This is a genomic window from Allorhizobium sonneratiae (genome assembly GCF_023700755.1).
In the GTDB taxonomy this organism is placed as follows: Bacteria; Pseudomonadota; Alphaproteobacteria; order Rhizobiales; family Rhizobiaceae; genus Allorhizobium; species Allorhizobium sonneratiae.
The window spans coordinates 154011-176218 of record NZ_JAMKOJ010000003.1; the positions used below are offsets into that span (position 1 = coordinate 154011).

Annotated in this window: 20 protein-coding genes; 4 read left to right on the top strand and 16 right to left on the bottom strand. The window is 57.4% G+C overall.

Annotated elements, in window-relative coordinates:
• Nucleotides 1-36: 36 nt before the first annotated feature.
• The 5 genes from NAC44_RS06345 to NAC44_RS06365 all read right to left on the bottom strand — a co-directional run bounded on the left by NAC44_RS06345 (nt 37) and on the right by NAC44_RS06365 (nt 4256).
• Complete coding sequence (locus NAC44_RS06345; protein WP_250939140.1) at nt 37-183, bottom strand: hypothetical protein; 147 nt, start codon at nt 181-183, stop codon at nt 37-39.
• Entirely contained in the window at nt 176-481 is a 306-nt protein-coding gene (locus NAC44_RS06350) for a hypothetical protein (protein WP_250939142.1), read from the bottom strand. The genes NAC44_RS06345 and NAC44_RS06350 overlap by 8 nt, the downstream gene beginning before the upstream one ends.
• Nucleotides 478-741, bottom strand: coding sequence for a hypothetical protein (locus NAC44_RS06355; RefSeq protein WP_250939144.1), 264 nt, complete (start codon nt 739-741; stop codon nt 478-480). The genes NAC44_RS06350 and NAC44_RS06355 overlap by 4 nt, the downstream gene beginning before the upstream one ends.
• Before the next feature lie 619 nt (nt 742-1360).
• Nucleotides 1361-2737, bottom strand: coding sequence for a magnesium transporter (gene mgtE / locus NAC44_RS06360; protein WP_250939146.1), 1377 nt, complete (start codon nt 2735-2737; stop codon nt 1361-1363).
• Nucleotides 2738-3014: 277 nt separating this feature from the next.
• On the bottom strand, nt 3015-4256 hold the full coding sequence (locus NAC44_RS06365; protein ID WP_250939148.1) for an MFS transporter: 1242 nt from the start codon (nt 4254-4256) through the stop codon (nt 3015-3017).
• 247 nt (nt 4257-4503) lie between these two features.
• Here NAC44_RS06365 and NAC44_RS06370 point away from each other — a divergent pair, with 247 nt between their 5' ends.
• Nucleotides 4504-5409, top strand: coding sequence for a diacylglycerol/lipid kinase family protein (locus tag NAC44_RS06370; protein WP_250939151.1), 906 nt, complete (start codon nt 4504-4506; stop codon nt 5407-5409).
• A 424-nt stretch (nt 5410-5833) separates the two neighbouring features.
• Entirely contained in the window at nt 5834-6880 is a 1047-nt protein-coding gene (locus NAC44_RS06375; protein ID WP_250939152.1) for an acyltransferase family protein, read from the top strand.
• 146 nt (nt 6881-7026) lie between these two features.
• Here the strand turns inward: NAC44_RS06375 and NAC44_RS06380 are convergent, their stop codons facing one another.
• The 5 genes from NAC44_RS06380 to NAC44_RS06400 form a co-directional block, all read right to left on the bottom strand.
• Nucleotides 7027-8631 carry an ABC transporter ATP-binding protein gene (locus NAC44_RS06380; protein ID WP_250939154.1) on the bottom strand — a complete coding sequence of 535 codons (1605 nt, stop codon included), beginning with the start codon at nt 8629-8631 and terminating at the stop codon, nt 7027-7029.
• 2 nt (nt 8632-8633) lie between these two features.
• Nucleotides 8634-9755: an ABC transporter permease gene (locus tag NAC44_RS06385; protein WP_250939156.1), complete on the bottom strand. Its 1122-nt coding sequence runs from the start codon at nt 9753-9755 to the stop codon at nt 8634-8636.
• Nucleotides 9748-10671: an oligopeptide ABC transporter permease OppB gene (gene oppB, locus NAC44_RS06390; RefSeq protein WP_250939158.1), complete on the bottom strand. Its 924-nt coding sequence runs from the start codon at nt 10669-10671 to the stop codon at nt 9748-9750. Before oppB ends, NAC44_RS06385 begins: the two co-directional genes overlap by 8 nt.
• Nucleotides 10672-10736: 65 nt before the next feature.
• On the bottom strand, nt 10737-12335 hold the full coding sequence (locus tag NAC44_RS06395; protein ID WP_250939160.1) for a peptide ABC transporter substrate-binding protein: 1599 nt from the start codon (nt 12333-12335) through the stop codon (nt 10737-10739).
• Between the two features lie 309 nt (nt 12336-12644).
• Nucleotides 12645-13985 (bottom strand): glutamine synthetase family protein, encoded by a 1341-nt coding sequence (locus NAC44_RS06400; protein WP_250939162.1) that lies wholly within the window; start codon nt 13983-13985, stop codon nt 12645-12647.
• Between the two features lie 98 nt (nt 13986-14083).
• Between NAC44_RS06400 and NAC44_RS06405 the strand changes: the two genes are divergently transcribed.
• Nucleotides 14084-15454, top strand: coding sequence for an aspartate aminotransferase family protein (locus NAC44_RS06405; RefSeq protein ID WP_250939164.1), 1371 nt, complete (start codon nt 14084-14086; stop codon nt 15452-15454).
• On the opposite strand, the gene NAC44_RS06410 is transcribed toward NAC44_RS06405, so the two are convergent.
• The 6 genes from NAC44_RS06410 to NAC44_RS06435 all read right to left on the bottom strand — a co-directional run bounded on the left by NAC44_RS06410 (nt 15455) and on the right by NAC44_RS06435 (nt 21899).
• Nucleotides 15455-15742 carry a DUF2218 domain-containing protein gene (locus NAC44_RS06410; RefSeq protein WP_250939166.1) on the bottom strand — a complete coding sequence of 96 codons (288 nt, stop codon included), beginning with the start codon at nt 15740-15742 and terminating at the stop codon, nt 15455-15457.
• A 2-nt stretch (nt 15743-15744) separates the two neighbouring features.
• A complete protein-coding gene (locus tag NAC44_RS06415) occupies nt 15745-16341 on the bottom strand; it encodes a PadR family transcriptional regulator (RefSeq protein WP_250939168.1) in 597 nt (198 codons plus the stop codon).
• A 91-nt stretch (nt 16342-16432) separates the two neighbouring features.
• The gene (locus tag NAC44_RS06420; RefSeq protein ID WP_250939170.1) at nt 16433-17974 is read right to left on the bottom strand and encodes a glycosyltransferase family 39 protein; all 1542 of its coding nucleotides are present in this window, start codon (nt 17972-17974) and stop codon (nt 16433-16435) included.
• A 247-nt stretch (nt 17975-18221) separates the two neighbouring features.
• On the bottom strand, nt 18222-19724 hold the full coding sequence (locus tag NAC44_RS06425) for an AMP nucleosidase (RefSeq protein ID WP_250939175.1): 1503 nt from the start codon (nt 19722-19724) through the stop codon (nt 18222-18224).
• A gap of 343 nt (nt 19725-20067) precedes the next feature.
• Nucleotides 20068-20403: a DUF2147 domain-containing protein gene (locus NAC44_RS06430; RefSeq protein ID WP_250939177.1), complete on the bottom strand. Its 336-nt coding sequence runs from the start codon at nt 20401-20403 to the stop codon at nt 20068-20070.
• A 278-nt stretch (nt 20404-20681) separates the two neighbouring features.
• A complete protein-coding gene (locus NAC44_RS06435; protein WP_250939179.1) occupies nt 20682-21899 on the bottom strand; it encodes an NAD(P)/FAD-dependent oxidoreductase in 1218 nt (405 codons plus the stop codon).
• 3 nt (nt 21900-21902) lie between these two features.
• Between NAC44_RS06435 and NAC44_RS06440 the strand changes: the two genes are divergently transcribed.
• Nucleotides 21903-22106, top strand: a complete 204-nt coding sequence (locus tag NAC44_RS06440) for a hypothetical protein (protein WP_250939181.1) — start codon at nt 21903-21905, stop codon at nt 22104-22106.
• The last annotated feature ends 102 nt before the right edge of the window (nt 22107-22208 follow it).

Consider the following 22208-nt stretch of genomic DNA (forward strand, 5'->3'; position numbering starts at 1 on the left):
GCAGCGATCCTTATGTCGGGGGCCACACGAGTTGTTTCACGACTGCTTGGGTCTTGGGCCTTTCTCTTGGCCGGCGGCGGCAAGCTTCATTTGGCCACCGAACGTGTTCTCGGGCTTTGGAGCCGCCTTTTCCTTCTTCGGCTTCCTGATTTCACGGTTGCTTTTCTTCTGTCCCTTAGCCATGAGCGAAGGTCTCCTCTAGAAGGGTCGATGCGCTGTCGGATTGACGCGCAAAAGCAGGTTCGAGCAGGTCCTGGCTGACAACCCGTTCATAACGCTCGTTGTCGCTACGCATCCGGTATTGCAGCGAATTTCCGGCGGCAGGCAATGTCGCGGTGATATGGTAGGTCTCAGCCGGACTACCGATGCCCGTCGGAAGTCCGCGCTTCTTTCTGACAATCTGTCCAATTGAGTAAAGATGGGTAGGCGCGGCACGCCTCTCTGGGCGTCCACGATGATTTATTGAAGGTATTTTTGTCATGACTGGTCATGGTCCCTTTCGATTAAAGTGTGGAGATCAGCCATCGCGATCGGCACCATTTGTTGCGCCGTGCTTTTAGAGCCGATGGCCGGTAGAAAGATGAATGCCCCTGTACGACGCCAGGCAAGTCGGGCGGCGGCTTCAATCTGCACTTCGTCGTAGTCGATGCGATAAAGTCCGGCAGGTTGCCGTGCCGTGAAAGATGGCAATCGAAAGGGGAACGAAAAATCGACGTTGGTTTGTTCAGTGCGTGTTGTCATGATGCCCTCTCAAATGAATTGCCTCGATGAGGCGACGTGGGTCTTCCGTATGAACCAGAACACCGAGATGACCTTCAGGACACCAAGTCAGTGGCAACCAGCAAAGTTTGCGACCCGGAGAAATCCGATCGCATCAGCAATGGCCACACGGATTTATTTCTTTGTTCGGGAGGTAAAAGGCGGGGTCTCTGACGCCGCAAAGCCAATTCGGCCAAAACAACTATTTGTTGATATGGGGCTGCCGCACGTAAAATGCAACGCCAGGCATAATAATAATAAATCGGATAGCTTCACATAAACGAGTTTCTATCGAAATTAATGTTCCCTTCGCGAATGCAGTCCACTTCCGCCGCTGCCTAGAGCATCAGATGCATAGCTTGAACTGCAGCCTCCACGGTCGCAAATCTGCAGCGCTCAACGATGGTTCAGCGACGGACTCAATGTCCGACTTTTTAGCAAGAGGAAACTTCCTTTAACGGCTGGAATGACGGCGCATAGCTGCCTAGGGCGGAGTATGATCAGTTAACAGGGCTTCTTCATTCCCAAGCCAGCTAAATCATGCCGCTTCATAAAACCACCCGGGTCCCGATCCCGAGCGTCGTCGTTCCTGCCCCATCCCCTACAGCAACGTCCCACTCAAAATCGCCAGTGCGACCGTAAAATAGATCACCAGACCTGAGACATCCACCAATGTCGCTACAAAAGGAGCGGAGGCGCTGGCGGGGTCTAGCCGCAGTTTTTGCAGGATGAAGGGCAGCATGGAGCCGGCCATGGAGCCGAACAGCACGATGCCGATCAGCGCGGCAAAGACGGTGAAGCCGATCATGATCCAGTGCGGGCCGTAATCGTAAAGGCCGAGATGTTGCCAGAGCGAAATGCGGGCAAAGCCGACAAGGCCGAGAATGGCCCCGAGTGTGACGCCGGTCGGCAGTTCGCGCAGCGCCACGCGCCACCAGTCCGACAGTTTCAGCTCGCCCACGGCCAGCGCCCGGATGATCAGCGAGGTGGCCTGCGAGCCGGAATTGCCGCCCGAACTCATGATCAGCGGGATGAACAGCGTCAGCACCACGGCCTTTTCCAGCTCGGTTTCAAAATGCTGCATGGCGCTGGCCGTCAGCATTTCCCCGAGAAACAGCGCGCAGAGCCAGCCCGCCCGCTTCTTGATCATGCTGGCAAAGCCGATCTGCATATAGGGCTTGCCGAGCGCTTCCATGCCGCCGAATTTCTGCGCATCCTCGGTGGTGTCGGCAATCATCGTGTCGATCACGTCGTCAACGGTGACAATGCCCAGCATCTGCTGATTGTCATCAACGACCGGCAGGGCGAGCAGATTGTTCTTGCGGATCAGTCGCGCCACATCCTCCTGCGCCATGAAAGGCGAGGCGGAGACCATGCCTTCGCGGCGGGTGAGTGTCAGGATCGAGGCATTCTGGTCGCCGGTGATCAACCGGCGCAGCGTCACCACGCCGGTCAGACAGTGGGTTTCGTGATCCAGCACATAGATGGCATAGACCGTCTCGCTGGCATTTTCGACCTTTTTGACATGGTCCAGCGTTTCGCCCACCGTCATCGTGTCCGGCACGCTGACGAATTCGGTGGTCATGATCGATCCGGCTGTGCGTTGCGGATAGGTCATCAGATGTGAGACGGCCTTGGCCGTCAGCGGATCGAGACGGCCGAAAATCACGCCGCGCTTGCGCTCTTCCATTGCCTGGAAAATATCGGCCACCCGGTCATGGGCGGTGGCCTTCAGCAGCTTCGCCGACTGCTCCACCGGCATTGCGGCGAGAATGTCGGCGGCATGGCTGAGTTCAGGGCGTGCAATGATGCGAAGCGCCTTCTGCTGCGGCATATTGCCCAACAGCTCGGCGGCTTCTTCAATGTCAAGCGCATTCAGTTGTTCGACACGCTCAGCGGTCGTCACCTTGCTGAGGCTGTCATTCAGAATATGACGGGCGGCTGAGCCGGCCCGGCTGGGAAAGCTTTGGATATTCATGCTCGCCTTTCCGTCGATCGATACGCCGTAACGGGACCGACCGGGCGAGCTGACGGAGATGTCAGAGCACGATGGCCGCGTACGGCACAGACAATCGACTGCTACTGTCGCTTGGCATCTGAGGGATGGCTCCGTTAATATCCGCGCCACAGCCAAAGCTGCGCACGTCTTCTCATAACTGTCGCGATTGCCTTGAAAAGTCAAGGCCTCTCGCATCTGAATGGTTGAAGATGATGACAGTTTTGCAAAAGCAAACCATTTGCTTTTGCGCGTGTTTTCAGACTGTTGTGCCGATGTGGCGGCTGGCTCCGGCTTTGTCCTGGCGGTCAACCGCAACGGAGATCAGGAAGACGATCAGGCCCAGAAAAGAGAGTGCCGCGCCGACATAGCCGGTGGCGCCATAGCCATAGCCCCAGGTGATCACCAACCCACCAAGCCAGGCGCCGAGCGCATTGGCCAGGTTGAAGGCGGAGTGGTTGGTGGCGGCGGCCAGCGTCTGGGCATCCGCTGCCACATCCATCAGCCGGGTCTGCACCGCCGGGCAGGCGGCAAAGCCGCAGCCTGTGAGCAAAACGCAGATGAACAGCATCACGGGATTGGAGGCCGTCAGGGAAAACAGTGTCATCATCGCAATGTTGAAGACAAGCATCCCGCCAATCGTGCCTTTGAGCGAGTAATCGGCAAGGCGTGAACCGACGATATTGCCGATATTCATGCCGATGCCAAACAGGGTCAGCACGATGGGAATGGTTTCCACCGGCAGACCGGCAGTATCCGTCGTTGTCTTGGCAATATAGCTGAAGATGGAGAACATGCCGCCGAAACCAACCGCTGCCACCAGAAAGCAGAGCCAGACCTGAAGCCGGGTGAAGGCGCTGAGTTCACGCGCCATGCTGGCGCCTTCCGCCACCCGATCCTTGTGCATGTGAATGGCGATCATCGCCATGGTCACCGCGCCGATCAGGCCGACCGTGACGAAAGCGGCGCGCCAGCTCAGCATCTGCCCGAGAAAGGTGGTGATCGGTGTGCCAATCAGGGTTGCAATCGTCAGGCCCATCATCACCCGGCCCACGGCGCGCGCCCGCTTGTTGGGCGCGGCCATTTTGGCGGCAACCAGAGCGGCCACGCCGAAATAGGCGCCATGCGGCAGGCCGGTGAGAAAGCGCAGCAGGGTAAAGCTTGAAAAACTTGGGGCAAAAGCGCTGGCCAGATTGCCGATGAAAAAAATGCCCATCAGCATCAACAGCAGCGTTTTGCGCGGCAGCTTGGCCGAAAGGGCGGCAATGGCCGGCGCGCCGATCACCACGCCCAGCGCATAGGCGCTGATCACGCGGCCCGCTTCCGGTACGCTGACATGATAGGTCTTGGCCACTTCCGGCAGAAGGCCCATGATGGCGAATTCACCCGTGCCGATGCCGAAGCCGCCAACCGCAAGGGCCAGTTCGATCAACAGCACCTTGCGCGGTGAAAGGTTGACGCTGTCGTGGTGGCGTGAAGCAAACTGGGTCGCATCATTCATCGGATCATCATCTGTATGGCTGGGGAGGCGGGTTGCGCCTGGATTATGGACTACTATCCGCCTGAATCGGCGAGCAAATCATATATGGCATTTATAGCAGGTCATGTTGCGTTGCGGTAGAAAGGAAAGCACGGCACTTGATCTTTTTCAAGGTGATGCCGATCTCTTGAAAAGAACAGGTGGCGATCAGCTCGTTCCTCTCCGTGAGGTGATAGATGAGCGATAACTTCAAAGGTGTGACGCAAAGATGAAGGTCAAGGCTGTGTTCAACCGCGATGGCGGCACCTTTCGCACAACCGATATGGCTGGCTTCTGTCGTCATGTGGAGGCGGCCTTTCGGTCTGCCGGTCATGATCTGACGATCGAAACGGTTTCGGGCAAGGAGATCGTCAAGGCGCTGAAATCTGCTGCTCTTGAAGGGTATGACGGGCTTTTGGCCGGTGGTGGCGACGGGACGATATCAGCAGCAGCGGGCATTGCCTGGCGTCATGGTCTTGCGCTTGGGGTGGTTCCGGCCGGAACGATGAACCTGTTTGCCCGCACGCTTGGCCTGCCGCTCGATATCTGGCGCGCCGTCGATGTGCTGGCGCAGGCGCAGGTCCGTTCTGTCGATATCGCCACGGCCAATGGCCGACCCTTTGTGCATCAGTTCTCTGCCGGCATGCATGCCCGCATGGTACGGCTCAGAAACCGCATGAGCTTTGCCTCTCGTTTTGGCAAGATGCGCGCCAGCTTGCATGCGGCCGCAAGCGTCATGGTCAATCCGCCGCAGTTTACCGTTTCAGCCGATCTTGACGGTGCGCGCGTCACCCATGATCGAAAGGTTTCGGCTCTCTCGGTGACCAACAATCCGCTGGGCAGCAATCCCTTGCTGATTGCCGACGGGCTGACGGCAGGCAAGCTCGGCATTTATCTCGCCTCAGCCCTGACAACCGCTGGCGTCTTGCGGCTGACATTTGATATTCTCAGAGGGCGGCTCAAGGACAATCAGGCGGTGACGGCGGCGACAGCCAGCGCCGTGCGGCTGCATTTTCCTGCCCACCGCAAGGGGGCTGCCTGTGTGATCGACGGCGAATTGCTGCGGATGCCACGCGATGTCGATATCACGATCCATGCCGGCGCATTAAAGGTGCTTGTGCCGGTTAAAGCATGACGCCCACGGAGTGAAATGAGGATCGATCCCACCATGCGATAAAATAAAGGCTTCAAGCTTTTGTTTGCGTATTTTGGGCAAGAATCCGGTAAACACTTTTCAGAAAAAACGATGCGAAAACAAAATCTTGGAGCATCCTGTCGATTCCGATTTTCGGCAGAATGCTCTCCTGTGATCAATTTGACATTTCGTCCCGTTTTTTCATAGGCTGTATTCAAATATCAATTTCATTCCAACATGCTCGAAACTGTTCCGCAGATGCAGTGCAAATGCTACTATCAAACCGTTACAGCATCTTCTGTGCGTTTCTCAAACACACATAAGATGCTGTAATACTTTAAATATGCTTCATAATTTTATCTTAATCGATTTCGATTTAAGGAATTATGCAGTAAGAGCGGTCGCCATAATTGGATTTATAAAAATGCGCCCTGCCTATGGCGATAGTGAACCTGCTTTAAACAGATCGGTCTCAAGATATGAATCACTGGATTCATTGCGAGGACTGGCGGCTTTCGGTGTTCTTCTTACCCATTGTCTGCAAATTGCCTTGCCGCAAGGCATGCTCAATCACACGCCGTTGAGAATTTTCGTCAATGGGCGAAGTTTCGTGATTTTCTTTTTCGTGCTCAGCGGTTTCGTTCTGGCGCATGCAATCTGGAGTAAAGTCGGAAAGCAGACTTATCTCAGATACGCGGCCAGACGCCTGGTTCGGCTTTATCCTCCCTATTGCATCGCTGGGCTGATCGGTATGGCGACCGGGCTTGTCGCCGGACGGCCCGATATGCTTATGGCCTTTGCCAGCTACTGCGCGGCTTTGGGCACAAATCTGGGCATTTCTATCAATCCACCGAGCTGGTCACTGGTGTTTGAACTGCGGATTTCGCTGTTGATGCCGTTTCTCGCTTTGCTGATCGCGCGCAAACCGCTCCTGGCTCTCGGCATAACGAGCATTCTGTTCTGCATTGAGGAGGTTCTTCTCTTTGTCCTGCATATAGGGCAATTTCCCTACGGGGCAGATACGATCGGCGCGGCGCTGGTGATTACGGCGCGATTTCTGGTCTGTTTTGCTGTGGGCGGGCTTTTGGCCCATGATGTCAAGCATCAGAATCGGGTCTGGGGCGTCATCAGGTCAAGAAAATGGCTGTTTTTGGTACTCGCCTATCTGTTGATGAGCGTCTTGCTGGATCAGATGAGCATAGTGGGTTCGGTCGTGATGATCTCGCTGGCCCTGAACTGGACGGCCTTGAAGCAGAGACTCGAATGGCCTGTTCTCAAATGGCTCGGCCGGATTTCCTATAGTCTTTACCTGACGCATTTTATTATTTTGCAGTATCTTCAACAACAGTTCGGCCAGATGCTTGGTCCGCAAACCATCGCCCTGATCGCCATACCGGTAGCACTGCTTGCTGCAGAGATCTTCTTTGAATTTATCGAGAGACCGGCCATCTTGTGGTCGCAGCGCGTATAACGGCCTACGGCATAATTCCTGAAATCGGTTAGGATTGAAAGCATGTCGCGTTTCATTGAGGTCAATGAAACGCGACATGATGTCACCCTTTGTTTTTACGCATTTCCGGACGGAAAACCGCCATGAACTTTTCTCGGGAGAATGCTCTAGTGGGTAAAGGCTGCGGCGATCAGCGCCTTGGTATAGTCTTCAGCCGGCGCGTCGAAGATGTCTTGCGTCGGGCCTTCCTCGACGATCTTGCCGTTCTTCATCACGATCACATGGTCGGCAATCGCTCTGATCACCGCAAGATCGTGGCTGATGAAGACATAGGAGAGATTGTGCTTCTGTTGCAGGTCGCGCAGAAGCTCGATCACCTGTCGCTGCACCGAGCGGTCGAGGGCAGAGGTTGGTTCGTCGAGGATCACCACTTTTGGCTTGAGGATGATCGAGCGGGCAATGGCGATGCGCTGGCGCTGGCCGCCGGAAAACTCGTGCGGATAGCGGTTGCGCCAGGCCGGATCGAGACCGACTTCCTTCAGTGCAGCAATGGCGCGCTGGTCGCGTTGTGCCTTGGTCAGGTTTGGCTCATGCACGTAAAGGCCTTCGGTGATGATTTCGCCCACCGTCAGGCGCGGCGAGAGTGAGCCGTAAGGGTCCTGGAAGACGAGCTGCATTTTCTTGCGATAGGGCCGCATGCCCGCCCGGTCGAGATGGGAGAGATCCGCATTGTCGAAGCTAAACCGGCCTTCCGCCTCCAGAAGTTTCAGCAGCGCCCGTCCGAGTGTCGACTTGCCGGACCCGGATTCACCGACAATGCCGATGGTCTGGCCTTCGCGCAGGCTGACATTGACATGATCGACCGCGCGGAACTTGTTGTTGCTTTTGAACAGAATGCCGGAGCGAATGGTGAAATCGACGATGACATTCTTGCCTTCCAGAACGGTTGGCGCATCGGCAGGCGGGGCCGCCTTGGAACCGGTCGGCTCCGCGGCCAGCAGCATTTTCGTATAATCGGCCTTGGCCCGTTCGAAAATATCGGTACGGCTGCCCTGTTCAACCACTTCGCCCTTGCGCATGACGATCACCCGGTCGGCCACATGCTTGACCACGCCGAGATCGTGGGTGATCAGTACGATGGCCATGCCGAAACGCTTCTGCAGATCGGCGAGCAATTCGAGGATCTGCGCCTGAATGGTAACGTCCAGCGCCGTTGTCGGCTCGTCGGCAATCAGAAGGTCAGGCTCGTTTGCCAAGGCCATCGCGATCATCACGCGCTGGCGCTGGCCGCCGGAAAGCTCATGCGGGTAGCTGTCGATGCGCCGTTCCGGTTCGGGAATGCCCACCAGTTTCAGAAGTTCCAGCACCCGCGCCCGGGCGGCGGCCTTGCTGACCTTGCGGTGGAAGACGATCGGTTCGGCAATCTGCCTGCCGATGGTGTAGAGCGGATCGAGCGAGGTCATCGGCTCCTGAAAGATCATGGTGATCTTTGCGCCGCGCACGCCGTTCAGCGTCTTGAGATCGGCGCCGACCATTTCAGTCTCGCCATAGCGGGCCGAGCCGGAGACACGGCCATTGGCGGCAAGAAGCCCCATGATCGCCATCATCGTCTGGCTTTTGCCGGAGCCGGATTCGCCGACAATGGCGAGCGTTTCACCTTTCTTGACCTTAAAGGACACGCCCTTGACGGCGTTGACCTCGCCATCCGGGGTGGTGAAATCGACCTTCAGCTTGTCAACGGTGAGCACGGTTGGAGAAGTGTGCGTATCCATGCTTATCGGTCCTTGGGATCGAGCGCGTCACGCAGGCCGTCGCCGACGAAATTCAGCGAAAACAGCGTGAGAACGAAGAAAATTGACGGAAAGATCAAGAGCCAGGGCGCATTCTGGATATTGGCCGCGCCGTCTGCGATCAAGGTTCCCCAGCTTGCCAGCGGCGCCTGCACGCCAAGGCCGAGGAAGGAGAGAAAACTTTCCGTCAGGATCACCTGCGGCACCACCACCGTGACGAAGACGATGACCGGGCCGATGGTGTTCGGGATAACGTGACGGCGGATGATCTGCCAGTCGGTCAGCCCCAGCGCTTCGGCTGCGCCAACAAATTCGCGCCGCTTGATCGACAGTGTCTGGCCGCGCACGATGCGGGCCATTTCCAGCCATTGCACCGCGCCAATCACAATGAAGATCAGCAGGAAGGAACGGCCGAAAAACACCACCATCACCACCACGAGAAAGACGAAGGGCAGCGAATAGAGGATTTCGACGATACGCATCATGATATTGTCAACGCGCCCGCCGAGATAGCCGGACGTTGCACCATAGACGACGCCGATGCCAAGCGACACGAGGCTGGCGGCAAGGCCGACGGCTATGGAAATCTGCCCGCCGAGCATGACGCGCACCAGAAGGTCACGGCCATTGCCATCGGTGCCGAAGAAGAAATATTCCTGTACCACGTGGCCGGTCAGCACCATGGTCTTCAGGTCCGCCGCAGTTTCCTTGACCACGGTGTTCTTGAACTGGTCCACCCGGTCGAAATAGCGGATGACGCGCGGGTCAATCGGCTTTTCCGCCGTCAGCGTCGCGGTGAAGGTGCCGTGCTTGACCTCGAAGGCGGCAAGCGTCAGCCGGGCGCGATGCGCGGCCTCATCGGCCACATCATGAAGCGTGCCGGTGGCGGGCAGAGGTTCAAGGCTTGGTGGCACGGAAATATAGGCCGTGAAAACCTGATCGTAGCTGTGCGAGGAAAACAGCGGTCCGACAAAAGAGAAGAGAGCAATGGCGATCAGCATGATCAGCCCGCCCATGGCCGCCTTGTTGCGGCGGAAACGCAAAAGCGCAAGCTGACCGAGGCTGCGACCCTCGACTGTGGGAGCGATGATGGCGGTCTCAGTCATGACGGACCCTCGGATCGAGCAGGCCATAGGCAATATCGACAAGCAGATTGAAGAGGATCACGAACACCGCGACCAGGACAACCGTGGCCATGACCAGCGGATAATCACGGTTCAATGCGCCGATGACGAAATAACGGCCGATGCCGGGAATGGTGAAAATGCTTTCGACGACGGCGGAGCCGGTCAAAAGGGCAGCCGCAGCCGGGGCCAGATAGGATACGACCGGCAGCAGCGCGCCGCGCAGCGCATGGGTAACGACCACCACGCGCGACGGCAGGCCATAGGCTTTTGCCGTGCGGATATGGTCGGTATGGAGCGCCTCGATCATCGAGCCGCGCGTCAGTCGGGCAATAATGGCCACCTGCGGCAAGGCGAGAACCGTGATTGGCAGCGCCAGATAATAGGCTGAGCCATCGCCCCAGCCGCCAGCAGGCAGCCAATAGAGCATCAGCGCAAAAATCAGTGTCAGCACCGGGCCGACGACGAAATTCGGTACGGTCACCCCGACAGTGGCAAAAGCCATCAGCACGAAATCGAACAGGCTGTTCTGGTTGAGCGCCGCAATCGTGCCGATGATCACCCCGCCAATCAGCGCCAGCGACAATGCAATACCGCCAAGCTCGACGGAATAGGGCAGCGCCTGGGAAATCAACTGCGAAACCGTGCTGTCCTTATAGACAAAGCTCGGGCCGAAATCGCCGCGCACCGCATTGATGACATAATGCACATATTGCAGCCACAGCGGATCGTTCAGATGGAAGGTGGCGTTGATGTTCGCCATGGTCTGCGGCGACAAGGGCCGCTCCAGGTCGAAGGGACCGCCCGGCGCAAAGCGCATCAGGAAAAACGAGATGGTGACGACGATGAAAATCGTCGGAACGGCGCTTAAAAACCGTCGGAGAACAAAGCTGATCATGGTTCAAAGAGCTGACGCGCGAGGTCGCCTTGCGGAAACCTCGCGCGTCCTTGCTTCTCCTGTTTTTACTTGTCGAGGCTCAGATATTTCGACAGATGCCAGTCGACGGCATTGTCACCCCAGCCCTTGACCTTCTTCGACACCATCCAGATATTGGAGCGATAGTAGATCGGCATGATCGGCTGTTCATTGACGAGAATGGCCTCAGCCTTCTTCATCAGATCCATGCGCTTGGCCGGATCCTTTTCCTTGTCCGATTCAGCCATATACTTGTCGTAATCGGCATTCTTCCAATGCGAATAGTTGAAGGTCTTGTTGTCGCCAAGCAGCAGGAAGAGGAAGTTCTGCGGATCGGCATAGTCGGCAGCCCAGGCCGCGCGGGCAACCGAGAACTTGCCGCCATCCTTCAGATAGGAATAGTGCGAGGCGACATCGAGATTGGTCAGCTTCACATTGGCGCCGAAATCGGTCTTCCACATGTCGGCAATGGCGGTCGCCAGCTTTTCATGGTCGGAATTTGTGTTGTAGCGGATCTCGATGTTGAGCGGCTTGCCGCCCTTGCCGTAACCGGCTTCCTTCATCAGGGCGGCTGCCTTGTCTTCACGGTCGACCTGCGACAGCGAAGCAAAATCCGGCTGCGGGCCTGTGCCATAGCCTTCCATGCCCGGCGGCACAAAGCTGTAGGCGGGCGAAACGGCACCCTGGCGGATATCCGAGGCGATGAAATCGCGGTCGATCGCCATGGACAGCGCCCGGCGCACGCGCACGTCGGTCATCGGTGCTTCACGGGTGTCAAAGGCGTAATATTCGGTGGAAAGTGCTGGAACCTTGTGCACCTCAGACCCGAATTTCTTCTGCAGATCCTTGAGCTGGCTGACCGGCGGATCGTAGCTGACATCCAGCTCGCCCGCTTCGTAACGGCGCATGGCGGCGGCCTTGTCGTCGATCGGGTAGAAGATCACCTTGTCGATCTTGACGTCTTTTGCGTCCCAGTAATCGCTGTTCTTCACCACAGTCAGGTGATCGTTCGGCACGCGGTCTTCCAGCTTGAAGGCGCCGTTGGAAACGAGATTGCCCGGCTTGACGAACTGGTCGCCAAATTTCTCGACATTCGCCTTGTTCAGCGGCAGGGCGGTGTAGTGGGTCATCAGCTGCAGGAAATAGGGGGTCGGCTGTTCCAGCGTGACCTGCAGGGTATGATCGTCCACGGCTTTGACACCGAGCTGGTCGACGGGAAGCTCGCCCTTGTTGACCTTTTCGGCATTCTTGATCGGGAAGAGGATATTGGCATATTCCGCCGCCGTCTTCGGGTTCATCTCGCGCTGCCAGGCGAAGACGAAATCGCCTGCCGTCACCGGCGTACCATTTGACCATTTGGCGTCGGAACGCAGATTGAAGGTATAGGTCAGGCCGTCATCGGAGACCTTCCAGTCCTTGGCGACGCCGGGCTGGATCTTGCCGGCATTGTCGAACACCACCAGGCCTTCAAAGAGATCGCCGATGATGAAGCCTTCGATATCGATGGAAACATGCGCCGGATCGAGCGAGGTCGGCTCGCCGCCATTGCCCCGGTGCAGGACAACTTCTGCAAGTGCCGAGCTTGCGCCGAAAAGAAGGGTGCCGGTCAGCACCGCCGAAAGGAGTTTGAGTTTCATCGAGGCCATTCCACTCTCCATGCCCACAGGTATTGGTTCGAGCGCTGACCAAATTGTAATCCTGCACAAAAAACAAGCCCCTTCCTTCAAGAAAAACAGGAGCTTGAGTTGCAGAAAGGCGCTATCCTATTGGAAAGAAAAGAATATTTCCGGTAGCGTGCGCCTCGCAGACACGCATTTTGTCAAGGCTTGAAACGGGTTTTCCACAGCGCGCCGCCAGAGACCGGTGTAAATATAAGTTTACGAGCCTCGTTAAAAAAAGGATGTCTTGCTCACTTTTCTGGCAAATGCGCAAATTTCATCCCGAAAGCCTCAGTGCTAAATGCGGGGCAGATAGGTGCGGTAGTCGAAATCCGAAACGCTGCGCAGGTAGGTGATCGCCTCCTTGCGCTTGGTGTCGCCGTAAAGCTGCTGATATTGACTGCCGAAAATATCGGCAATGAAAGCGGACTGGCGGAAGGCCTCGACGGCGGTGAGAAAGTCATGGGTCAGGAACCCGGCATGGTGTCCGGTTTCATCAGGCGTCGTGGCGGGGCCGGGATCAAGTTCGTTTTCCAGACCGCGCAGGATGCCGCCGAGCAGGGCGGTGAGCAATAGATAGGGATTGGCGTCGGCGCCGGCAACGCGATGCTCGATCCGCGCACCGGGGCCGTCCTTTTCCGGGATGCGGATGGCCGTGCCACGATGGCCAAAGCCCCAGTCGATCCGGTCGGGAGCAAAGGAACCGGGCTGGAAGCGGCGGTAGGAATTGGCAAAGGGGGCAAAGATCAGCTGCGCTTCGGCCATGGTCTGCATCAGTCCCGCCGTGATCGATTTCAGCCGCACCGGTTCGGCGCCTGCCGCATCCAGAATATTGCGGCCCTCATTGTCGATAATGCTGATATGCACATGCAGGCCGGAACCGGCATGGTCGCTATAGGGCTTGGCCATGCAGGTGGATTTCAGCCCGTGGCGGCGGGCGGCATACTCGGCAGCACGTTTCAGATAGATGCAGTCATCGGCCGCCGCCAGCGCATCCGGCCGATGCAGCAGATTGACCTCAAACTGGCCGGGGCCGAATTCCGCCGTAGTGGCGTCGGCGGGCAGATCCATAGCATCGCAATAGCCACGCAGCGTCGCCAGATAGTCTTCCATGGCGGCGGTGGCGCGCATGTCGTAAAGCTGGAAACCATTGGGCTCGCCGCGATATTGCAGCGCTTTCGGCGGGGCCGGGCGACCGGTTTCGCGCCAGTCGTCCTCGATCAGATAAAATTCCAGCTCCGTCGCCACCACCGGCGTCAGACCAAGCGCCTTGAACCGCTCCAGCACCCGCGCCAGAATGCCGCGCGGGCAGACGAAATAGGGTGCGCCATCCAGGTCATGCATGGTCGCCAGCACCTGTTTCGAGCCTTGAGGCCCCCAGGGCATGCTGCAAAGCGTGCGCCGATCCGGCACGCAAATGCCATCGGGATCGCCGAGTGTCAGCGAAATGCCGGTAATATCGTCGTTGTCGTCACCCCAGATGTCCAGCGACTGGGTGGAGGATGGCAGTCGCACAGCCTTCTTCCACACCTTGTCCTCAGCCGAAAGCGGGATCATCTTGCCGCGCAGATCGCCGTTCATGCCGACAAGCAGCACTTCGATTCTTGCCTGTGGGTCGATGGGGAGGCTGTCGGTCATTGTTCATCTTTCCGTTTCGGGCTTCTTGCAAAAATGCGATATGCTCTTCATGGTCGTAGCCAAATTTCGACCGCCTTTCAATGTGACAGGATAAGACGATGACCGAGACTGCATCCCCGCTTTCCAATCTTGCCGCCATCGATGCCGCTCATCATCTTCATCCGTTCAACGACATGAAGAAACTGGCTGCCGAGGGTGTGCGGGTGATGAACCGTGCGGAAGGCGTTTATATCTGGGATTCGACCGGCAAACGTTATCTCGATGCCTTTGGTGGGCTCTGGTGCGTCAATGTTGGCTATGGCCGAGCCTCGATTGTTGAGGCAGCGGCGGCGCAGATGCGCGAACTGCCCTATTATAACACGTTTTTCGGCTCGACCACGCCGCCCGCCGCCCTTCTGGCTGAAAAGATCTGCGCGCTGGCGGGTCCCCACATGAATCATGTGTTCTTCACCAATTCCGGCTCGGAAGCGACCGATACCTGGTTTCGCCTGGCACGTGTCTATTGGAAGGCGCTGGGGCAGGGGACGAAAACCGAGATCATTGCCCGCAGGAACGGCTATCACGGCTCGACCGTGGCGGGGGCTTCGCTCGGCGGCATGAAATACATGCATGAACAGGGCAATCTGCCGATCGAAGGTATTCACCACATCAACCAGCCCTATTGGTATGGCGAGGGCGGCGATCTTTCACCGGAAGAGTTTGGCCTGAAGGCGGCGCGGGAACTGGAGAGCAAAATTCTGGAACTGGGGGCAGAGCGTGTCGCCGCCTTCGTTGCCGAACCCATTCAGGGAGCGGGCGGCGTGATCATTCCGCCGGAAAGCTACTGGCCGGAGATTGTCCGTATCTGCAAGGCTCATGACATTCTGCTGGTGTCGGATGAGGTGATCTGCGGTTTTGGCCGTCTCGGCTCCTGGTTCGGCTATCAGCATTACGGCTTCGAACCCGATCTCGCACCCATCGCCAAGGGGCTGTCCTCCGGCTATCTGCCGATTGGCGGTGTTCTGGTGTCAGACCGGGTGGCAAAGGTGCTGATCGAGGAGGTCGGCGAGTTCAATCACGGCTATACCTATTCCGGCCATCCGGTCTGCGCAGCGGCGGCGCTGGAAAACCTCAGAATATTGGAGGAAGAGGCGCTGGTGAGCCGGGTGCGTGATGAGATCGGCCCCTATCTCGCGCAGGGCCTGCAATCTCTTTGCGATCACGAGGCCGTTGGCGAGGCGCCCTCCATCGGACTGATGGGGGCGGTGCAGATCACGGCGGACAAGGCCAGCCGCCGCCGTTATGAAAAGCCCGACCCGATCGGCAGCGCCATCCGCAATCATTGTTTGGCCAATGGCGTCATTGTGCGCGCCACAGCCGACCGCATGCTGTTTTCTCCGCCGTTCATCATCAGCCGTTCTGAAGTGGATCAGGTGATTGATACATTGCGGCAGGCGCTCGACTGGTTCGTGACAAGTGACCTCAGATAATCAGGCCGCTTTCCAGTCATAGGTCAGCGGTGCTTCGCGAAACGCGAAACGGTCGAGATGGCTGGATACGACGCCCTTCAGCCGCTCGAGCTGATCTGCGCTGTCGGCGTCGATTTCGACGGTGATGGCGTTGTCGGTGCAGGTCATCAGGGCGGTCGCCGTCTCGAAACGGACGAGGCCGCGGTTTTCCGTCAATTCCACCTGCAGCTTGTGGCTCCAGTGCTTGCACAATTGCTGCACATATTTCCAGCCGTTTTCGGTGGGAATGGTCGCGATGGTTTTTGCCATTGTCAGAGCCTTTCAATCTTGCTGGCGGCTTCGTCGAGGATGCGGGCAATCTCCAACTGGGTTTCCCGGCTCGTGCCGTCTTCGGTGAGACGGGTATGCAGCGCCGTTTTCAGATTGTGCATGGCGCGGCGAATGGGGGCAGCATCGGTGCGCTCGCTCATCTTCGCCAAAGCCGCCAGCCGCGCCATGGCGGTAGCAACCTCGTCAGCATGCTCTTCGAGATGCTGACGTCCGGCCTCGGTGATGGTCAGAAGTTTGCGCGGTCCTTCCTGGCTCTGTTCTTCGGCCAGGTCCATGTCGATCAGCAGCGTCATGGTCGGGTAAACCACGCCGGGGCTCGGCGCATAGGCGCCGCCAGACAGGGTCTCGATGGCGCGGATGAGATCGTAGCCATGGCGCGGCTGTTCTGAAATCAGCTTCAGCAGCACCAGTCTGAGTTCGCCGCTGTCAAAGACGCGCTTGCGCCCGCCGCGGCGCTGTTCGAATTGGTCGCCATCAAAGCCACCCATGCCGCGACGCATGGCGTGCATGAAAGGATGCGGCCCGTGCCGCCCATGTCCCCGCTCTTCTCCATGATGATCACGATGAAAAAATCGCATATCAGATATCCTTCGTTCTATTGAAACTAGAACTAAGATATATCTTAGATAATTTTTTGCAAGAGCATTTTTGAGGAAATGTCTCCTTCGTTCAATCTGTGACCTGTTCCGCCGGTTGGGTATAAAGCCCGAAGGAAAAGCTGTAGAGCGCCTTGCCATGGCTGTAGAAATAGGGAAGGGCGATTTCGCCGGTCGAAAGGGCGGAAAGACCGGGATAGTGACGCAGCCAGTCCTTCATCGCTTTCAGCATGAGCGGATTGCTCTTTCCATCATCGCGCCAGATGACCAGCAGCGGTTTGTCTGCACTGAAATGATCCGGTGGGGTCAGGAGTGCGCTTTTCGGCGTTAAGACCGGCAGATCGGGCCGGACGAGATGAATATTGCCGGCCAACTGATCGTCGGAGGCGAGAATGAGCGCCGGCGGTCGCCCGGCCTGCGCCAGAATGCGGTTAATGGCTGGCGCATAGGGGACGTTTTTCTTGTCGGGATTGCTCACATAGCTCATCGTCACCACCCGTTCGGCGATCACGGCGGGAATGAGCACCATGATCACCAGAACCACCGGCAGAAACTGCCGCCATTGCCGCTCATCGGCCAGGCCGCTTGCCTCGACTTTCAGACACAGCAGCAGCGGAAAGGCGATGAATGTATGGGCAAGCCAGCGTTCCCGCACCACGCTGAACCCGCCAAAGGCGATGATGATGGCAAAGAGCAGCAGGGTCAGCAGCATCATTCGGTAAAAAAGCCTGCTCCAGCCATTATCGGCACGGAACGCCCTTGGCGCAATCCTGCCGAAGGGAATGAGCAGCAGCAGGCAGGTCAGGCCGATATTGGCAAGCGCCCCCTTGAGCAGTGCAAAAAGTCCAATGAAAACCGCTGTCACATAGCCAAGATCGTCATCTGTCAGCTTGTCGATCGGCCCGTCAGTGGCCTCGCTGATATGGTTCAGCAGCCAGATCAGATGCGGCGCCATCATGAGGACGGCCAGCGCCAGCGCGCCAAGAAAGCGGCGATTGTAGAGGCGCGGGCGCAGATCAGTATCCAGTGCGACGGCAGCAAGGGCAGGTAGGAGCGCAAGGGCAAAATTATATTTCGTCAGCATGCCGCCGCCGATCGCCAGTCCGAGCAGCAGAAATGCGCTTCGTTTTTGCGTTTGCAGGCATGTCACCAGAGAAAATAAAAGAAGCGCGGTGAAAAACAGCAAGCCAACCGTATGGGTCAGGTCGCGCGCCGTTTCAAAACTGATCTGCGGCATGGTGATGATGCCGAAGGTGGCAATCATGATCAGCGCCCGGCTGGTCAAAAGCCGGGATGCCGTCAACGCCATCAGGCTAAACGTGGCAAACATCATCAGGTTTTTCAGCAGCGCCAGCGAAAACACCGTTGGACCGAAAAGCTTAATGACGCCATATTGCAGCCAGTTGTACAGCGGCGGCTGATCGCCATAACCAAGCGCCAGAGCCTGCGAAAAAAACATCTGCTGCCCTTCATCCAGCTCCAGCGAGGACGGCAGCGCCAGACGCACGAGCAATTCCAGCAGGAAATAGCCTGCCAGCAGCAGGAGAGCCGGTTTGAGAACCGATTTTCCGAAATGGAGATGAGATGCGGCAGGTCGAGCAGACAATGGGGGCATGGGACGAGTGATGATCCTGAGCCCGGCGCCCAGCCTGTGACGGATAACCATCGTCGCCGGTGGATGCTGTCATCTTGATGACGCATCCTTGAAGAGCGGCAAATGCCTGAAAAAGGGCAAGCCCTGGCAGCGACCGCAAGAAAGATCGGATGTCCCTTACCCCACGCCGATCCTGATGAAACAGGGAGATATCCCCCTGTTCATTGAGTCGCATATCAGACCGTGCCTGCCAAGGTCTTTTCGCAACTTATTGGAATGCGGTCTCGTAAAAACTTCTAAGCTTGCGCGAATGCAGCTTTTCCGACGGCATTTCCGCCAGTTTCTGCATGGCACGAATGCCGATCTGCAGATGCTGGCTCACTTGCGTCTTATAGAAGGCGCTGGCCATGCCCGGCAGCTTCAGTTCCCCATGCAGCGGCCTGTCGGAGACGCAGAGCAGCGTGCCATAGGGCACGCGGAAGCGGAAGCCGTTGGCGGCAATGGTGGCCGATTCCATGTCGAGAGCAATGGCGCGGGCTTGCGACAGCCGCTTGACCGGTCCGCGCTGGTCGCGCAGTTCCCAGTTGCGGTTGTCGATGGTGGCGACAGTGCCGGTACGCATGATCCGCTTCAGCTCGAAGCCCTCATAGCCGGTGACTTCCTCGACGGCGGCCTCCAGCGCCAGTTGCACTTCCGCCAGCGCCGGGATCGGCACCCAGACGGGCAGGTCGTCGTCCAGAACGTGATCCTCGCGCATATAGGCATGCGCCAGCACATAATCGCCGAGCCGCTGGCTGTTGCGCAGGCCGGCGCAATGGCCAAGCATCACCCAGGCATGCGGGCGCAGCACCGCGACATGATCGGTGATCGTCTTGGCATTGGAGGGGCCGACGCCGATATTGATCATGGTGATGCCGCCATGCCCCTTCTTTTTCAGGTGATAGGTCGGCATTTGCGGCAGACGGGGCGGATTGGCGCCAGAAGACGGTGCGCTCTCTCCGGCCAGCGTCACCACATTGCCCGGTTCGACAAAGGCGGTATAGCCTTCGCCACCCTTTTCCATCAGGGAGCGGGCATAGGCGCAGAACTCGTCGATATAGAACTGGTAGTTGGTGAAAAGGACGAAATTCTGGAAATGATCGGCGCTGGTCGCCGTGTAATGCGACAGCCTCGCCAGCGAATAATCGATGCGCTGGGCGGTGAAGGGAGCAAGCGGAAAGGGCTGATCCGGCGCCGGCTCGTAATCGCCATTGGCAATTTCGTCATCGGTCGTGGTCAGATCCGGCGTATCGAAAATATCGCGCAGGGAAAGATCGGCCAGACCGCTGGCCGCAGCCTCGACATGGGCCCCCTCGCCAAAGGCGAAATGCAGCGGGATCGGCGTGGTCGATTCACTTACCAGCACCGGCACCTGATGATTGCGCATCAAAAGCGCCAGCTGTTCCTTCAGATAATGGCGGAAGAGATGCGGCCGGGTGATGGTGGTCGTATAGGTGCCGGGCGAGGTGACATGGCCATAGGACAGACGGGTGTCGAGATGGCCGAAACTGCTGGTCGAGACGCTGACCTGCGGGTAAAAAGCGCGGTATCGGCCCTCCACAGCGGCACCATTGGCCAGCTTGCCAAAGGTATCGATGAGAAAACGGGTATTGCGTTCATAAATTTCGGTCAAGGCCGCGACGGCCTCGACTTCGTTGGTGAAATATTTTGGCTCATACGGGGCGGGACTGATGAAGCCCGGCGTTTTCAAGGAGACGATTCGTGTGTTCATGCGCCATTATAAACCGCTCTTGCTGACAAGCAAAAGACATCCTCGTTCAAGGGGCGAGCGAATGTCAGATGTGTCTGGCGAGGGCTCAGAACCGGGCAATAAGTCGCTGCTGCGATATCATGTCTTTCTGGTACGGTCTCTGCTCTTTGCAGACCACCCAGCTGACAGACAGGGCAAAAAGCGCCATGATCAGGGTAAAACTGCTCAAGCGGCGGACAAGCTGCATCTGCGCTACCTCTCTTGCTTCATGTCCCCGTCTGAAGCATAGCCAGATCGGCTTTTGCCGGGCTTGCGCAGAAGTGCGGCGCGCGCAATATTCCAGCTGAAATTGCGCGCCCGACTGTTATATCCGGGTCCAGCTCTGGCTCTTGCACAAAATGCCCAGCACGCATCCCTTGAGTCGCATGGCATTGCCGCTGATATTGGCCGAGCCGGAATAGGTCTTGTTGGTTTCCGGATCTGTGATTTCCCCGGTATAGCTGCTGTCGGTTCCCTTCAGCGTACCGATCGTCTTTCCAGCAAATTTCCCGGTTTTCAGCGTGATGCAGAAACTGCCGTCGCAGGATCTAATGTCAGCGGTTTCGCCGTTGGCTGTTTTCCATTTGCCTTCAATCGGTTCGGCGGCAAAGACTGCGGATGCGCTCAAGCCCAGCGCCAAAAGCGTTATGATAGCCTTCATTCTCTCTCCCTCCAGACCGGTCCATCTCACCTCTCCCGAAAGGCTGGCCGGCAGGACGATAAAATAACTTACGCAAACGTAAACGTAAACTACGGTGCGCTAGAAAACCGATCCGGGCAATTCCCGGAAAAATGCGAAACGGTTTGGTGTCCGGTCATGCGGGAAAACAAAAGTGAGAGCGGTTCGTTCCAAACAGGTTCAAGCCAGTCGCCTTGTTCCTTGTTGTGCTGCATGTCCATGCTCGTGCCATTGAGGACAAGGAAACAACGCGACCTGCTTCAGGCTAAAAGTTCCTTCAGGTCACGTGTGGCGTCGGAGAGGAAGGATTTGTTGACCGAGCGCCCCATTTCCAGCAGCTTTTTGCCGCTCATATAGGCTTTGGCGTCGTTGATCGCATCGACAGCGAGAAAAAGGCCATCGCGGAAATACCAGATTGACAGGCTGCCATTCCGGGTTCCGGGCCGCAGCACGGTTTCGTCATAGCCGAGATTGAGCCCGGCAATCTGCAGCTTGACATCATATTGGTCCGACCAGAACCAGGGGTGTGGACGATAGGCATCTGCCTTGCCGGTCAGAATATCGGCGAGAGCTTCGGCCTGATCGACAGCATTCTGTACCGATTCCAGCCTGATATGCTGGTCACCCCAGGGCAGAAGCGCGCAATCTCCGACAGCATGGATGGCCGGATCCGCGGTGCTTGTCTTTTCATCGACGATGATGCCGTTGCGGGTCTCAAGGCCAGCATAACTGGCCAGATCGTCATTGGCATTGGCGCCGATCCCGACAATGGCCATATCGATCTCAAGCCTGCTGCCATCGGCGAGCTCCGCGCCGGTGAGGCGTCCGTTTTCGCCCATCAGGCGCTTGAGGCCGGTCGCTTCACGGATCACGACGCCGTGGCTCAGATGAATGGCCCGGATCACATCCGCTGTCTGTTTCGCTGCCACGCGCGACAGGATGCGCTCCGTCATCTCGATCAGGGTCACTTCCAGTCCCGCCTTGCGGGCCACGGCGGCGGCCTCCAGGCCGATATAGCCGCCTCCGATAATCAGGAGACGTCGGCCTGGTTTCATAACCTCTGCAAGCCGATCGGCGTCTTCCTTATACCGCACGGTATACACACCCTGCAGGTTGCCACCAACAGCTTGCGGCAGGCGACGTGGACTGGAGCCGGTTGCCAGAACCAGCCTGTCATAGTCAAGCACGGCGCCATCCTGCAACCGCACCTGACGGGATGTGCGGTGGATCTCTTCGACCCAGACACCGCACCTGAGATCGATATGATTGTCCCGGTACCAGTCGAGAGGCTTCAGGAGCAGCGATTCAAATCCGGCCTCTCCCATGAGATATTTTTTCGATAGTGGAGGTCGCTGATAGGGCGGATGCGGTTCAAGGCCGATCATGGTGATCGGTCGTTCATCCTTGTTCATGCGCAAGCGGGCAGCAAGCGAAAGAGCCGCCTGTCCTGCGCCGACGATCACCAGCCGTTCCGACAAAGCATGTCTCCTCTGCTTGCGCCTTTATCTCTCATTCTGCCCAAAACTGCACAGCATTGTAGCGGTACGACCCCTTATCTGATGCGTCAAGGTGATGAGGCCAGCAGGCAGAGATACGAAAACCAGCAGGCGAAAAATCCATCTCCCGCAATCATGGTGAAGGAATGGTTAAGCCACACCTGTAAAAACCTGGTAAAATTAACCTGAAATGCCCTGAACGGCGGGGATGTCATGCTTAACGAAAAGACAAGTTACCAAAGCGTTTTCATAGCATTTTCAGTGTATTAATCATGGATTTTAAGCGCATTT